The organism is Oceanobacillus piezotolerans (assembly GCF_003665065.1).
In the GTDB taxonomy this organism is placed as follows: Bacteria; Bacillota; Bacilli; order Bacillales; family Amphibacillaceae; genus Oceanobacillus; species Oceanobacillus piezotolerans.
In genome coordinates this window covers 27,741-43,832 of sequence record NZ_RCHR01000007.1, presented here as the reverse complement: position 1 = coordinate 43,832, position 16,092 = coordinate 27,741, and the positions used below count along the sequence as shown (strand labels likewise).

Annotated in this window: 16 protein-coding genes; all 16 read left to right on the top strand. The window is 37.7% G+C overall.

The features are described 5' to 3' along the window. Positions 1–96: 96 nt before the first annotated feature. The 16 genes from metG to fin all read left to right on the top strand — a co-directional run bounded on the left by metG (position 97) and on the right by fin (position 15,918). Positions 97–2,115 carry a methionine--tRNA ligase gene (gene metG / locus D8M04_RS16610; protein ID WP_121524536.1) on the top strand — a complete coding sequence of 673 codons (2,019 nt, stop codon included), beginning with the start codon at positions 97–99 and terminating at the stop codon, positions 2,113–2,115. Positions 2,116–2,631: 516 nt separating this feature from the next. Then, positions 2,632–3,399, top strand: a complete 768-nt coding sequence (locus D8M04_RS16605) for a TatD family hydrolase (RefSeq protein WP_121524535.1) — start codon at positions 2,632–2,634, stop codon at positions 3,397–3,399. A 251-nt stretch (positions 3,400–3,650) separates the two neighbouring features. Further along, positions 3,651–4,856, top strand: coding sequence for a resuscitation-promoting factor (locus D8M04_RS16600; RefSeq protein ID WP_121524534.1), 1,206 nt, complete (start codon positions 3,651–3,653; stop codon positions 4,854–4,856). A gap of 141 nt (positions 4,857–4,997) precedes the next feature. After that, positions 4,998–5,564, top strand: a complete 567-nt coding sequence (rnmV, locus tag D8M04_RS16595) for a ribonuclease M5 (RefSeq protein WP_121524533.1) — start codon at positions 4,998–5,000, stop codon at positions 5,562–5,564. Further along, positions 5,557–6,432: a 16S rRNA (adenine(1518)-N(6)/adenine(1519)-N(6))-dimethyltransferase RsmA gene (gene rsmA / locus D8M04_RS16590; RefSeq protein ID WP_121524532.1), complete on the top strand. Its 876-nt coding sequence runs from the start codon at positions 5,557–5,559 to the stop codon at positions 6,430–6,432. Before rnmV ends, rsmA begins: the two co-directional genes overlap by 8 nt. Positions 6,433–6,774: 342 nt before the next feature. Further along, a complete protein-coding gene (gene yabG / locus D8M04_RS16585) occupies positions 6,775–7,641 on the top strand; it encodes a sporulation peptidase YabG (RefSeq protein ID WP_121524531.1) in 867 nt (288 codons plus the stop codon). Between the two features lie 359 nt (positions 7,642–8,000). Next, on the top strand, positions 8,001–8,258 hold the full coding sequence (gene veg, locus D8M04_RS16580) for a biofilm formation stimulator Veg (protein ID WP_121524530.1): 258 nt from the start codon (positions 8,001–8,003) through the stop codon (positions 8,256–8,258). Between the two features lie 201 nt (positions 8,259–8,459). Next, positions 8,460–8,639, top strand: a complete 180-nt coding sequence (locus tag D8M04_RS16575) for a small, acid-soluble spore protein, alpha/beta type (RefSeq protein WP_121524529.1) — start codon at positions 8,460–8,462, stop codon at positions 8,637–8,639. A 426-nt stretch (positions 8,640–9,065) separates the two neighbouring features. Beyond that, a complete protein-coding gene (gene ispE, locus D8M04_RS16570; RefSeq protein WP_121524528.1) occupies positions 9,066–9,917 on the top strand; it encodes a 4-(cytidine 5'-diphospho)-2-C-methyl-D-erythritol kinase in 852 nt (283 codons plus the stop codon). Between the two features lie 67 nt (positions 9,918–9,984). Beyond that, a complete protein-coding gene (purR, locus tag D8M04_RS16565) occupies positions 9,985–10,812 on the top strand; it encodes a pur operon repressor (protein WP_121524527.1) in 828 nt (275 codons plus the stop codon). A gap of 170 nt (positions 10,813–10,982) precedes the next feature. Then, the gene (gene spoVG, locus D8M04_RS16560) at positions 10,983–11,273 is read left to right on the top strand and encodes a septation regulator SpoVG (protein WP_026680175.1); all 291 of its coding nucleotides are present in this window, start codon (positions 10,983–10,985) and stop codon (positions 11,271–11,273) included. A gap of 382 nt (positions 11,274–11,655) precedes the next feature. Continuing rightward, on the top strand, positions 11,656–13,029 hold the full coding sequence (gene glmU / locus D8M04_RS16555; protein WP_121524526.1) for a bifunctional UDP-N-acetylglucosamine diphosphorylase/glucosamine-1-phosphate N-acetyltransferase GlmU: 1,374 nt from the start codon (positions 11,656–11,658) through the stop codon (positions 13,027–13,029). 22 nt (positions 13,030–13,051) lie between these two features. Beyond that, positions 13,052–14,005: a ribose-phosphate diphosphokinase gene (locus D8M04_RS16550; RefSeq protein ID WP_121524525.1), complete on the top strand. Its 954-nt coding sequence runs from the start codon at positions 13,052–13,054 to the stop codon at positions 14,003–14,005. 105 nt (positions 14,006–14,110) lie between these two features. Next, complete coding sequence (locus D8M04_RS16545) at positions 14,111–14,722, top strand: 50S ribosomal protein L25/general stress protein Ctc (protein WP_121524524.1); 612 nt, start codon at positions 14,111–14,113, stop codon at positions 14,720–14,722. 290 nt (positions 14,723–15,012) lie between these two features. Continuing rightward, positions 15,013–15,576, top strand: a complete 564-nt coding sequence (pth, locus tag D8M04_RS16540; protein WP_121524655.1) for an aminoacyl-tRNA hydrolase — start codon at positions 15,013–15,015, stop codon at positions 15,574–15,576. Between the two features lie 111 nt (positions 15,577–15,687). Then, a complete protein-coding gene (fin, locus tag D8M04_RS16535) occupies positions 15,688–15,918 on the top strand; it encodes an anti-sigma-F factor Fin (protein ID WP_121524523.1) in 231 nt (76 codons plus the stop codon). Positions 15,919–16,092: the final 174 nt, after the last annotated feature.

Below are 16,092 nucleotides of genomic sequence, written 5' to 3'. Positions count from 1 at the left end.
TATAATTATTTGTACAGTATTTGGCAAATTACGTTATAATAGCTACAATAGAAATATTGATAATATATTTGTACTGGACTCGGAGGAGGTAACAAGATGCCAGAAGAAAAGAATACATTTTATATAACTACACCAATCTATTATCCAAGCGGCAAGTTACATATAGGAAATGCTTATTCTACCATTGCTTGTGATGTGGTAGCACGTTACAAAAGAATGTTAGGTTTTGATGTTTTCTACTTAACTGGTAGTGATGAGCACGGGCAAAAGATAGAAAACAAAGCAAAAGAATTGAATATCTCTCCACAGCAATACGTTGATAACATGGCAGAAGGTATGCAAAAGTTGTGGAAAATGCTGGATATTAGCAACGACAAATTTATTCGGACGACGGATGATACACATAAAAAGGTTGTTGCTGCTATTTTTGAGCGTTTCTTGGAGCAGGGCGATATCTATCTTGATGAATACGAAGGCTGGTATTCGGTCCCTGATGAAACATTTTATACTGAAACACAGCTTGTCGATGTAGAACGTGATGCAGAAGGTAATGTAATTAGTGGGAAATCACCAGACAGTGGTCATCCTTGTGAGCTAATTAAAGAAGAATCTTACTTCTTCAGAATGAGTAAATATGCAGATCGTCTATTAAAATATTACGAAGATCACCCAGACTTTATCCAACCAGAGTCTCGTAAGAATGAGATGATTAATAACTTTATTAAACCAGGCTTAGAGGATCTTGCGGTATCTCGTACAACATTTACCTGGGGAATTCAAGTACCAAGTAATCCGAAGCATGTCGTATATGTATGGATCGATGCACTAGCAAACTACATTACAGCACTTGGTTACGGAACAGAAGACCCTAGTCTTTATGAAAAGTTCTGGCCTGCTGATGTTCATATGGTAGGAAAAGAAATCGTTCGCTTCCACACCATTTATTGGCCAATCATGCTTATGGCGCTTGATTTACCATTGCCGAAGAAAGTATTTGGCCATGGCTGGTTACTTATGAAAGATGGAAAAATGTCGAAATCCAAAGGAAATGTCGTTTATCCTGAAATGCTCGTAGAACGTTATGGATTAGATGCGTTACGCTACTATTTAATGCGTGAGGTACCTTTTGGCAGTGATGGTGTCTTCACTCCAGAGGACTTTGTTTCCCGTGTAAACTATGATCTTGCAAATGATCTTGGAAACTTATTAAATCGTACCGTTGCGATGATTAATAAATACTTTGGTGGACAGGTACCTTCATATAATGGCAATGTCACAGCATATGATGAAGATCTAAAACAAACCGCAGAGCAGGTAATTGCAGACTATCAAAAAGAAATGGACAATATGCAGTTTAGCTCGGCGCTAAGCCACGTATGGGCTCTTATCTCCCGTGCAAATAAATATATTGATGAAACTACACCATGGAATCTTGCAAAAGAAGAAGGAAAAGAAACAGAATTAGCAAGTGTGATGGCTCATTTAGCAGAAAGCTTACGCATCACTGCGATTTTAATTCAGCCATTCTTAACACGTGCGCCTAAGGAAATTTTTGCACAGCTAGGTGTTGAAGGTGAAGCTGCAGGCAAATGGGAAATGGTTCATTTTGGCCGCTTCCCTGAAGGGGCAAAAGTAGTAGAAAAAGGAACCCCTATTTTCCCTCGTCTTGATATCGAGGAGGAAGTAGCTTACATTAAAGAGCAAATGACAAAGGGCACTCCTTCTTCTAGTGAAGATAATAAAGATTGGGATCCAAATGAAACCGAGCTTGTTTCTGCAAAGGAAAAGGAAATCAAATTTGATGTATTTGATAAAGTGGAATTAAAAGTAGCGGAAGTTATACAATGCGGTAAGGTGGAAGGTGCAGATAAGTTATTGAAATTTCGTCTTGATGCAGGAGATAAAGGACATCGTCAAATTCTTTCTGGAATCGCAGAATATTATCCAAATCCTGAAGAGCTTGTAGGCAAAAAGCTAGTCATTGTAGCGAATCTGAAAGCACGTAAAATGCGTGGCGAAATCAGCCAAGGAATGATTCTTTCTGCCGAAAAAGATGGACAGCTGCAAGTGATCGAAGCACCAAAAGATGCAGAGAACGGATCTTCCGTTTCTTAAAAACACCAAATACCCTGCTAGGTTCTAGCGGGGTATTTGCACATAGTTTTAGTTTTGGTTATAACGGATAATAGATAAACTGTGGACTTGTTTAATTCAGTATATCGTGTAAACACTAGAAAACACACTGGAAATATACGCTCGTGATTTCCGCTGCGGGCAGTACGCTTTCCGCGGGCAACGTCTCAGCCTCCTCGGAAGAAGATCGCTTCCTACGGGGTCTTCGCTTGTTGCTTTTCCCGCAGGAGTCGACTGCCCTCCGCTACAATCACTTCATGTATAGTAGGGTGGTGTTTCCTCTATACATTGTTTAGAGATTGACAGCATAACTTAGCGGAGGAAATACACGGAGACTCCTGCGGGATGAAAAGCCTAGGTGAGACCCCGCAGTGCGTCAGCACGAGGAGGCTCAGCAGCGTCCGCGGAAAGCGTAGTGTATTTCCGTAGCGGTGTTACCCACTATTTTGAATTAAGTTAATCCACAATTTTATCAACTATGAATAAAGGATGAATAAAATGCTATTTGATACACATGTCCATTTAAATGCGAGACAATTTGCCGAAGATCGGGAAGAGACGATTAAGCGTGCATTTGACGCAGGTGTGGAATATATGACTGTTGTTGGGTTTGACCACGAAACAATCCCACTTGCAATCGAAATTGCAGAGGAATATAAGAATATCTATGCAGCAGTCGGATGGCATCCTGTTGATGCAGTAGATATGACGGATAAAGAGCTAGAATGGATTAAGGAACTATCCAAGCATGAGAAAGTAGTTGCAATAGGAGAAATGGGATTAGACTATCATTGGGATAAATCTCCTAAAGAAGTACAGAAGGAAGTGTTTCGCAAGCAAATTCAGCTAGCGAAAGAGGTCAACATGCCAATTATCATTCATAACCGTGAGGCTACAGAAGATATTATTCAAATCCTGCAAGAAGAAAACGCAAAAGAAGTAGGCGGAATTATGCATTGCTACAATGATTCCGTCGATTACGTACAGGCTTGCTTAGATATGAATTTCTATATTTCACTAGGTGGACCTGTCACATTTAAGAATGCACCACTTCCTAAAGAGGTAGCTAAACAAGTGCCTATCGATCGATTATTAATTGAGACAGATGCACCTTATCTAGCACCACATCCTAACCGTGGGAAGCGAAATGAGCCAGCATACGTCAAGTTAGTTGCGGAGAAGATTGCCGAATTAAGGGGAGTCTCCTTGGAGGAAATAGCGGAAAAAACGACAAAAAATGCGTTCCAGTTGTTTGGATTAAAATAAAGCTACAATTGTAACATAGTGTAATAAAACTTAAACAAAGTAGGAAGTTAGGAGAGATCAGTATGCAAATACTAGTCTCTCTTTTACGTTTGAAAGGCATCCAAAAACCGTTGTAAATCAACGTTTACAACTATTGATCGAAAATTATATTAATGGATGTAATAGAATTGTAAAATAACCGTAAACGTAATCGCCTTGTCTTTCCAAATTTTAGTCGATATAATCAGTGCTATTAAAGGAGGGCAAGATGCATGCGAATTATTTCAAAGCTATTGCCGGCATCGAAATGGAAGCTGGTTATCTCAAGTATCGGTGTTTTAGCATTGATTTTATTCACCAGTATTGTATTATTTGAAGCCACGAAGGCGGAAGTAGTAGTAACAGATAATGGCGAACAACAACCAGTGAAAACACATGCGAATACGGTAGAAGAACTGCTTAATGAATTAGAGATTGTAGTTGGAGAACATGACGAGCTTTCACATGATTTGAGCGCAAACATAGAAAATAACATGAATGTTGAGTACAAAACGGCAAAGGAAGTCACTGTAACCGTGGACGGCAATCATTATACATATTATACAACGGAAGATACAGTGGGTGCTTTTTTTGAAGAACAAGGTTTATCCTTTGCTGCAAACGATGATATATCTCATGAGAATAGTGATGAAATCATCAATGGTGGGAGTATCACAGTTGTTAGTGCATTTGAAGTGATCATAGATGATGGTGGTAAAGAAAAGAAAATAGCCACTACCACAAGTAAGGTACAAGATATCTTGACAGAGAATAATATTAAATTAAATGAATTAGATAGAGTAGAACCCGGACTAGAACAAGATATAAAAGAAGGCAATGCCATTACTATTGTTCGTGTAGAGGAGCAAGAGGAAGAAGTTGTAGATACAATTGCTTTCCAAACTGAAACTAAACAAGACCACTCTCTGGAAAAAGGGAAAGAAAAAGTAGTTACTGATGGGAAAGATGGCAAGGTAACTAAGACCTATAAAGTAGTAATGGAAAACGGGAGAGAAGTAAGTCGGGAATTATTGAATGAAGAAGTGAAGGAAGAAAGTGTCAATAAAGTCGTAGCTGTTGGAACAAAAGAGCCAGAAGCAGGCCTTGTAACATTATCTCACTCTAATGGTGAAAAGGTGCAAACTGGCGGTAAGACGATTACAATGACGGCAAGTGCCTTTACATCAGGCTGCGATGGCTGTTCTGGTTATACAGCAACCGGTATTAACCTGCAAGCAAATCCGAATGCAAAAGTAATTGCAGTTGATCCAAGTGTTATTCCACTAGGTACAAAAGTATGGGTGGAAGGCTATGGTGAAGCAATTGCTGGTGACACAGGTGGAAGTATTAAAGGAAATCGTATTGATGTTCATGTACCATCCAAATCAGATGCTTACGGCTGGGGCGTAAGAAAAGTTAAAGTGAAAATACTTGATTAAAGACGTATGTAAGATATATGCTCTTACCATGCTAAATGGTAAGGGCATTATTTATTTTAGAAAATAATAGGTTATTCCGCATTAACGCGCGACTAGCTCCTTTTTAGAATTGAAATGATTTAAAATATGGAGGATACAAACTTGAAGGTAAAAGAGGTTATAGTGGTGGAGGGTAGGGATGATACCACCAGGATTCAACAGGCAGTACGAGCAGATACGATCGAAACGAATGGATCTGCGATAAATAAGGAAATATTAGCGCGAATAAAGCTTGCTAAAGAAAAACGTGGTGTGATTATCTTCACAGATCCAGATTATCCTGGAGAAAGAATTCGCCATATCATTGATCAGGCTGTTCCTGGGTGTAAGCATGCATTTTTAAACAAGGAGGATGCGCGTGCAAAGCATCCAAACAATAAAAGCTTAGGAATCGAACATGCAAGCAATAAAGCTATTCAAGAGGCACTAAAAGGGGTATATGAACTTACTGAGATGGAAGAAAGCGAGTTGCAGCAATCAGACTTATTAAGATATGGTTTAATTGGAGGAAATAAAGCAAGCTATAGAAGAGAACGTCTCGGTGAATTACTGCAAATTGGCCATACAAATGGTAAACAGCTATTGAAGCGATTAAAATTGTTCCAAATCAACAAACAAGAGTTTGAGCAAGCAATGGAAAGAATAGAGCAGGAGGAGAAGAATGAGTAACTTTATAGCTACCCCAACGCGGACGAAATCAATTTTAAATAAGTATCGTTTTGCTTTTAAGAAGAGCCTTGGGCAAAACTTTCTAGTTGATGTAAATATCTTAGAAAATATTATAAGACATGCGGGAATTAATAAGGAAACTGGTGTAATTGAAATTGGACCAGGTATTGGAGCATTAACAGAACAGTTAGCAATACATGCTAATAAGGTCGTTGCCTTTGAGATTGACCAACGATTGTTTCCCATTTTAAATGATACACTTGCCGGGTATGATAATGTTTCATTGATTCACCAGGATATTTTAAAAGCAGATGTGGTGCAGGCGATTGAAGAACATTTTGGGTCAAATCATCCGATCCATGTGGTTGCAAATCTTCCGTATTACATTACCACACCAATATTAATGAAGCTCGTACGTGATAAACTGCCTGTTGAAAGTATTACCGTCATGATTCAAAAGGAAGTGGCTGACCGAATGGCAGCAAAGCCAAATACAAAGAACTATGGGTCTTTAACCATCGCCCTACAGTATTATACAACGGCAGAAGTTGTAATGACAGTTCCAAAGACGGTATTTATGCCACAGCCAAACGTGGACTCTGCTATTTTAAAGTTAACCATGCGAGAGACGCCACCAGTGGGAGTAGATGACGAGGAGTTCTTCTTTAGGATCGTTAAGGCAAGCTTTGCACAACGTAGAAAAACGTTACTAAATAACTTAAAGAGCTTTCTTCAGGATGCATACGATAAAGAACTCATTCTCGATCTGTTGGATAAAGCCAATATTGATGGGAAACGGCGTGGAGAATCTTTAAGTATGGATGAATTTGCACGCTTAGCAAATACATTTTGGAGAGCAAGAAATTAAGCTATTGCTATTATGGTAATAGCTTTTTTGTTTTCTCGATATCATTGCGGCAGTAAAAGTTTGACGTTGCTAATCGGGCGCGCTTGCTCCTATGCTATTTAGCAGAGTTAATGCTCCAAACCCTATACATGCCTCCTTATTAAAATTAACCTAATTAATATTAATAACACCCTCTAAAGGATAAAGTTCTCCAATAAGCCCCAATTGACATAAATAGAGATAGGAGCACCTCTAAACATTGGTTTTCCAATTCGTTAAAGACTGGGTTTAAGCACAGATTAGCATTAGCCTCATAGACTGTAGAAGGAATGCTTTATGACACCTGGAGGCTGAGGTGAATGTATGGAATTTTCAATTGGAAATTTAGTAACGCGAAAATCTTATCAACATGATCTTCTTTTTCGAATCGTATCCATAAAAAAAGACATTGCTAATTTAGTAGGAGATGAATATCGTCTAGAAGCAGATGCACCATTACATGATTTAAAAATAATGGAACAAAGGGACATAGAAAAAAGAAGACAAAAGGAAAAGGAAAAAGAAGAATTCTCCTTTCGTTTATTTAGACAAGATTATCAACTGATGAAGGATAAACGAGAGTATCAATATTCCGGTGGATATAATACCTATGAAAAATATTTTCAAATACCTGCAAAGGTCTTGCATTTAGATGGCGATCAAATGTATTTAAGGAAGTGTATCTCTCTCTATCAGCGATTAGGCCTTCAAGTACATGGCGTACATTTGAATGAAAAGGAAATGCCAAATGAGATAATGGGATTAGTGGAAAGAATTCAGCCGAATATTATTGTTATTACCGGTCACGATTCTTATTCTAAAAGCAAAGGGTCTAAGAATGATTTACGTGCCTACCGGCATTCCAAGCATTTTGCAGAGACAGTGAGAGAGATAAGAAGAATCTACCCTAGTCTAGATCATTTGGTTATTTTTGCAGGTGCATGCCAATCTCATTTTGAATCCCTAATTCGAGCTGGTTCAAACTTTGCCAGTTCTCCATCCAGAATTAATATCCATGCATTAGATCCGGTATATATTGCAGCTAAAATTGCTTATACTCCATTTATGGAGAGTGTTAATGTATGGGATGTATTAAAAAATACCATGACTGGGGAAAAAGGTATGGGTGGAGTGGAAACTAGAGGTTTATTTCGAACGGGAATGCCATACCTTGATGATTCCGAGGATTAAATAATAACCTTATCCGAATGGAGCGGATAGGGTATTTTTATTTGGCTTTTTAACCTCAGATAAAAAAGCTGGCAAAACATTGGCAGGAACTTATTATCGACTGACTCTCATACAAAAAAGTAAAATTAAAAAAAATATGAGGTTTAGTTAAAGAAGGGAATAATATTTTCGCTAGAATTTAGATAGAAAATATATAAGGAAATACAACAATTTTAATACATAAATTGTTAACATTTACAAATAATACGAAAAGTAGACAAAACTTATTGTTGACATAAAAAATCACCTCTTGTTATAATATAAATTTTTGACTATTAAACAAGCATGTGATATACTATTACTTAGTGAGGTGGAGTGTATTGGCTAAAACATTAATCGAAATTAAGCAGGGTCTTGAGTGTCAGGTTGGAAGAAGATTAAAACTAAAGGCTAATGGTGGAAGAAGGAAGACAATTATACGTTCAGGTGTATTGGCGGAAACGTATCCTTCTGTGTTCATTATTGAGCTAGATCAAGACGAAAATGCTTTCGAGCGTGTTTCGTACAGCTATGCAGACGTATTAACCGAAACAGTAGAGATTGATTTTCTAGAAGAGAGAAATCAATCAATTATATAGTTCGTGTACAGCAGACATTTAGTTTGCTGTTTTTTTTTGAGCAAAAGCCTGCTTTCCAAAAAGGGGCAAATAGCCTCTAAGGTAAATATTTAGTTCTCTAATAAAAAATTCCAGTAATGCAAACATCTAACGGGAGTTAGTTTATTTTTAAGGCATATCCTAAAACTGTCGTAAAAGTTATCTGAAAGGGGTTGTTCTTTCTTGGGGAGACGAAGAGGGATTATGTCAGACCAATTGAAAGAAGAGATTGCCAAAGAATTAGGATTTTACGACACGGTTCAAAAGGAAGGCTGGGGTGGCATTAAGTCACGTGATGCTGGTAATTTGGTTAAGCGAGCAATCGAATTAGCAGAGGAAAATATAATTCAAGGTAAATCCTAATCGGGTTTGCCTTGTTTTTTTAGAGCTAGAGGTTACCGTGATAAGCAATGGACACTCCGAGTGCTAAAGAGCGAGCACTCTCCAGCCCCTTGCTTATACGTTCACCTCTAAGCAGTCGCCTCCGCTTTTATTTGTCTGGTTCCGGCTCCTTGGGACTCGTGACATAAGCAACGGGCACTCCAAACGCGAAAGATCACGCGTTTTCCGACCCTTTGCTTATGCTGTCATCCCAAACCAGTCGCCTCCACCTTTCTTTATCCAGCTCCTGCTCCTAGAGGTTACCGTCATAAGCAATGGGCACTCCGAGTGCTAAAGAGCGAGCACTCTCCAGCCCCTTGCTTATGCGTTCACCTCTAAGCAGTCGCCTCCGCTTTTATAATATGTTACAATTTGTTTATCTTTTGATGGAACAAGTAGGTGAGGGTAGTGGCGCTGTTTGAAAAGGCACCAGCTAAAATTAATTTATCCCTGGATGTGTTAAGCAAAAGGGAAGATGGGTTGCATAATGTAGAAATGATTATGACTACCATAGACTTGTCGGATCGTATTGAACTTTCCTCTATTGGACAAGATACCATTAAAATCTCACTGGAAAGCAGGTATGTGCCGAATGATGAACGGAACTTGGCATATAGAGCTGCTGCTTTGTTTAAAAGGACGTATGGTATAAATAAAGGTGTTCATATTAAAATTGAGAAAAATATTCCAGTTTCTGCTGGGCTCGGCGGAGGAAGTGCTGATGCAGCGGCGGTTTTAAGGGGACTCAATCGACTGTGGGGAATGGACATTCCCTTACAGGAATTGGCAGCATTGGGCTCGAAATTAGGTGCAGACATTTCCTTTTGTGTGTATGGCAATACGGCAATTGCAAGAGGATTTGGTGAGAAGATCGAAACCTTAACTTCCCCCCCTCCGTGCTGGGTTGTATTAGCGAAGCCGGATATTGGTGTCTCTACTCGTACAATCTTTGAAAGAGTGAGCTTGGACACCATATATCACCCTAATACAAATGAAGTGATAAAAGCCCTTTATGAGAAGGACCTTTACAAGTTGTGTGCGAATATGGGAAACTCATTAGAAGCAATAACCGGTTCATTACATCCTGAGGTTATTCAAATTAAGCAGGCGATGAAAAGTATTGGAGCAACCGGGGTGATGATGAGCGGGAGCGGACCGACCGTCTTTGGGCTAGTTGAACACGAGAATAAAGCAAAAAGAGTTTACAATGGGATACGTGGTTTTTGCGATGAAGTATATTTAGTAAGATTAATCGGATAATTATTTGCTAAAACGCGTATATTGATGTTATATTATGAAATAAACATACGGGTTTAGAGGTGTGATGATGAAAAGAAGCAATCGTTTAGTTGTTTTATCTGAATTTTTCATAGAAAATCCTAGAAAACATACACAACTGCCATACTTTGTAGAATTATGCCAAACAACAAAATCATCTATAAGTGAAGATTTAGATATTATTGATAGCGTGCTCCAAAGCCAAGGAATCGGTTATTTAGAACGTACTACAGGAGCCGGTGGTGGAGTGAAATTCATTCCAAAGGCCAAGGAAGAGATCAGTAATAAATTTATTGATGAGCTTATTGCAACCTTAGAGGATCCGAGTCGTATTCTCCCTGGTGGATATCTTTATATGACAGATATATTAGGTGATCCAAAGATGATTAGAGAGATTGGCCGTATTTTTGCTTCACGTTTTGCGGATCTTGATATCGATGTCATTGTAACAGTGGCAACAAAAGGAATTCCTCTGGCATATGCTGTAGCATCATTCTTAAATGTCCCTGTTGTCATCGTAAGAAGAGATCCAAAAGTAACAGAAGGTTCTTCCGTAAGTATAAATTATGTATCTGGATCCTCACGGAAAATACAAACAATGGTACTTCCAAAACGAAGCTTCAAAGAAGGAAGTAATGTGTGTATCATTGACGATTTCATGAAGGCTGGTGGAACAATTAATGGTATGGTTAACCTATTAGCAGAATTTGATGCGAAGGTAAAGGCTATTGGTGTTTTAGCAGAAGCGGATGATGAGGAAGAAGATCGTGTAGTAGATACATACACCTCATTAATAAAAATTACAAAATTAGATATGGCAAATAAACAAATTGGAATTGAAACGGGCAATTATTTTAATACCAATGTAGAGGAGTAGAAAGGCCAAGCGGCTTTTTTGCTCCTTTTTTCTTCTCAAAATCACCAATACTTAGTGAAATATTAATATTTTTATAAAAATATATATTTTTTTTCTATTTTAAGCAGGAATTTAAATAATTATGTTGAACTATTTAAAGTAAGTTCAAAGGGAAAAGGTGGTGAGACATCATGGAAGTGACAGACGTAAGATTACGCCGCGTTAATACAGAGGGCAGAATGCGTGCAATTGCATCTATTACATTGGACCAGGAGTTTGTGGTTCACGATATCCGAGTTATTGATGGTAACAATGGTCTATTTGTAGCCATGCCATCCAAACGAACTCCAGACGGAGAATTCCGGGATATAGCACATCCGATTAATTCCGGAACACGTGCAAAGATTCAAGATGCCGTATTAGAAGAATATCACCGCGCAGGTGAAGCTGAGGTTGAATACGAAGAAGCAGGCGCTTCTTAAAATCATGATGAACAAAGGGGTCAATTCGCTAGGGATTTGGCCTTCTTTTTTGTTTAAGAAAAGTATTCTATCATAAATTAATCTACTAGCTAAGCAGTGAACCGGTTTAAGAATAAAGAAGACAGTGCTCCAGAATATTCGGTGGGAAACTTCTTTTATCAGAACACATAGTGATGTACTTTAAAGTAAAAAGTGTTTTCTTTTAGTCTTTTGTTTATGCGACTTTTGCTAGTGTCTGGCAACCTCCCTCTTATTCCCCTGCTATTATATGACTTCAAGTTACCTTATATACCATTATCTCCCTAAACGTTAGATGTTGAAATCATAAACAACTTAAGATATATTTTATAAAGGATAAAAGTATTTATTGGAGGTTTCCTTAATGACAAATAGATATGCTGTGATATTGGCGGCAGGGCAAGGAACAAGGATGAAATCGAAGCTTTACAAGGTGCTCCATCCAGTAATGGGGACACCAATGGTTCAACATGTTATAAATGAGTTGAAGCCTTTACAATTAGAAGAATTGGTTACTATCGTTGGTTTTGGTGCGGAAAAAGTAAAGGAAACATTAGGCAATCAAAGCAAGTTCGTGATTCAAGAAGAACAGCTGGGTACTGGACATGCTGTTATACAAGCAGAAAATTTATTAAAAGATAAAAAAGGAACTACCATCGTCGTTTGTGGTGACACTCCTTTAATTTCAAAAGAAACATATGAAGCCCTATTTGAACATCATGAGAAAGAAGGGGCAAGTGCGACGGTATTAACTGCCAAAGCAGACGACCCTAGTGGATATGGCAGAGTTATTCGAAATAATGATGGTCAAGTAGAGCGAATTGTAGAACATAAAGATGCAAATGACGAGGAACTTAAGGTAGCAGAGATTAATACGGGTACATATTGCTTTGATAATCAATCTCTCTTCCAAGCTTTAAAAGAAGTATCTAACGATAATGCGCAAGGTGAATATTACTTACCTGATGTTATTGAAATACTTAAAAATAAACAAGAAAAAGTAAGTGCATTTATGACGCCTGACTTTGAAGAGACACTTGGTGTAAATGACCGAGTGGCACTAGCGAAAGCAGAAGGCATTATGAAGAAAAAAGTTAATGAAAAACATATGCGTAACGGAGTAACTATTATAGATCCGAATAATACTTATATTGAACGGGATGTAGAAATTGAAGCTGATGTAGTAATTCATCCCGGTACAATTATTAAAGGAGAAACAGTAATAAAACGGGACGTAGAAATTGGGCCGAATAGCGAATTATCAAATTGTTATGTTGGTGAAGGGACTATTATAAGACATAGTGTAGCGAGTGACAGCAAGATTGGTAATAATGTTAATATTGGACCGTTTGCCCACATACGTCCTGCTTCTAATATTGGCAACGATGTTAAGATCGGTAATTTTGTAGAAATTAAGAAAGCAAATATGGGGGATGGAAGCAAAGCCTCTCATTTATCTTATCTTGGTGATGCAGAGATTGGCAGCAATGTCAATGTAGGTTGTGGTTCTATTACAGTGAATTATGACGGAAAGAATAAATATTTGACGAAAATCGAAGACGATGCGTTCATTGGATGTAACTCCAATTTAGTTGCCCCGGTAACAGTTGGTAAAGGTGCATATGTTGCAGCTGGTTCTACTATCACGGATGATGTGCCAAATGAATCCTTATCCATCGCTAGAGCAAGACAGACAAATAAAGAAGGTTACGCAGCAAACAGAAAGAATAGGAAATAACATTAACGGAGGGTATAATTCCATGTCATCTAATTACAACGATGCGTCCTTAAAGGTGTTCTCGTTAAACTCAAATCGAAAATTAGCTGAGGATATAGCAACGCATATTGGGACAAAGCTAGGAAAATGTACGGTGTCTCGTTTTAGCGATGGTGAAGTACAAATTAATATTGAGGAAAGTGTACGTGGAAGTGACGTTTATGTCGTTCAGTCTACATGTGCTCCTGTAAACCAACATTTAATGGAACTGCTTATTATGATTGATGCATTAAAGCGTGCATCAGCAAAGTCCATAAATATTGTCATGCCTTACTATGGTTACGCAAGACAAGATCGTAAGGCCCGTTCCCGTGAGCCAATTGCAGCCAAATTAGTAGCTGATTTAATTGAAACTGCTGGAGCAAACCGTGTTATTACATTAGATTTACATGCACCGCAAATTCAAGGGTTTTTCAATATTCCAATTGATCATTTACAAGGTGTCCCTATCTTATCGGACCATTTTGAACGAAAGAACTTAGAGGATATTATTGTTGTTTCACCTGATCACGGTGGTGTTGTTCGAGCAAGAAGAATGGCTGATCGTCTAAAAGCACCAATTGGGATAATTGACAAACGCAGACCTCGTCCAAATGTAGCAGAGGTAATGAATATTATTGGGAATGTAGAAGGAAAGACAGCAATATTAATTGATGATATAATTGATACAGCTGGAACTATTACACTAGCGGCAAATGCGCTAATAGAAAGTGGTGCGAAAGAGGTATATGCATGCTGTACGCATCCTGTTTTGTCTGGGCCAGCGATTGAGCGTCTAAAGAATTCTAACATTAAAGAGTTAGTTGTAACTGATAGTATCCCGCTACCTGAAGAAAAACATAATGATAAAACAACCGTACTTTCTGTTGCTCCGTTAATAGGAGAAGCAATTGTACGTGTACATGAACTGCAGTCTGTTAGTGTTCTATTTGATTAAAATGTTTAACTCTTGTCATTAAAGGGAATAAATGTAATTGACCCTAATCTCCATCAATAACTGTTTTACTTAATATAAAACTTTTGTTTAATTAGGAGGATTTATATGTCGATTTCATTAAAGGTATCTAAGCGAGAGGATTTAACAAAATCAAATACAAAGCAATTAAGGGAAAGCGGACAAGTTCCTGGTGTTCTTTACGGAAAAGATCAGGATCCACAGCCAATTGCTGTGGATAGCATTGAATTATTAAAGACGATTCGTGATCAAGGGAAAAATGCTATCCTTACTTTGGAAATAGCAGATGACCAAAAAGTGGATGTCATGTTTCATGATTATCAAATGGACCCTATTAAGAATGAGTTACTCCATGCTGATTTTTATAAAGCAAACATGTCAGAAGCAATGGATGTTTCCGTGCCTCTTAAGGTAGTCGGTGAGCCTAAAGAGGGGATTCTTCAGCAACCACTATTTGAAGTTCAATTAAGGGCAAAACCTGGAGATATCCCTGAAGAAGTTTCTATCGATGTTTCTAATCTTAACTTAGGTGAGAGTCTGACAATCGCAGATTTAACAGCTGATGATAAGTATGAGATATTAGATGACCAAGAAAAAACCATTGTAACGATACTTCAACCAGATGCGTTTAAAGAGCCGGAACAATTACCTGAAGAAGATGCTGAAGCTGAATCTTCTGAAGAAAACGATAAAGAGTAATCTATGAACATAAAACATATTTAAACATACCCTCCTCCTGAGAAGTTCATATTCTTAGAGGAGGGATTGTTGTATGTCATCATAATAAAACATAGTTATCGAACCATTTCTATCTTCCACCAGCACTAACTCGGTACAAATAAATGTATTTCTTGTAATTGTTTATCTTTCAGGTAAGGATACATATTCTCCCTGCTTTAAATAATTGAAGATTTGCTTTTTTCCATTCTTATATGGGAGGAAATATAATGTTATTTAAAAGAAAATTAAAAGAAGGAAGTAAACAGAAAATGAAATGTATTGTAGGTTTAGGAAATCCAGGTAAAAAATACGAAAACACCAGACATAATATCGGATTTATGGCCATAGATGAGCTTGCTAAGCGAAATAACTGGAGTGTGACTAAATCTAAATTTAAAGGGTTATACGCCTTAGAGCATTATCAAGGTGAGAAAGTAATCCTATTGAAACCACAGACCTATATGAATCTTTCAGGTGAATCAATAAAAGCGATTAAGGAATTTTACCAACTAGAATTAGAGGATTTTCTTGTTATTTATGATGATATGGATTTACCAACAGGAAAGATTCGTTTACGCCAAAAAGGCGGTCATGGTGGTCATAACGGTGTACGTAATACAATAGACCATTTGGGTACTAAGGAATTTCAGCGTATACGAATTGGCATTGGCAGACCTATTACGAATATGACTGTTATTGATTATGTCTTAGGGGATTTTCCAAAAGAAGTTCACAAAGATGTAAAATTAAGTATCGAGAAAGCAGCAGATGCTTGTGAGGCTTGGATTTCAGGTCAGCCATTTGTAGAAGTAATGAATGAATTCAACCAGTAATAATATAAAAGAGTAGGTCCTAGCAATCAAGAGGAAGGGACATGTATATTATATTTCTTTTCGGATAAACTTTTAAATAATATTTCATTGTTTACCTGAGGAGGAATTCACGTGTCAATTGTCTATAGCTGTAGACATTGTGGGCAACAAATTGGAAAACTAGATCAAAAGGTAGTAGATACGTCCATATTAGGTTTTAATCAATTATCCGTAAAGGAAAAAGAAGAAATGATACATTACCAAGATAATGGAAATATTCTCGTAAAATCCATTTGTGAAAGTTGTGAGGAATCACTAGGAAGATACCCTGAGTATCATGAATTAGATTTTTTTATACAATAGAATAAATGCGTGCGGGCTTTGGTAGTTGACCAAGGCATTTTTGCGCTTATGTACATGAAAAATAAAATATAAAAATTTTGCATAAATTCTGTTTTATACATGAAAAGTCATGTCCGGCTCCAACGTCCAGCAACTTACAAACTTCTCCTCCTGTGGGGCGCAGTTTGTAAGTTG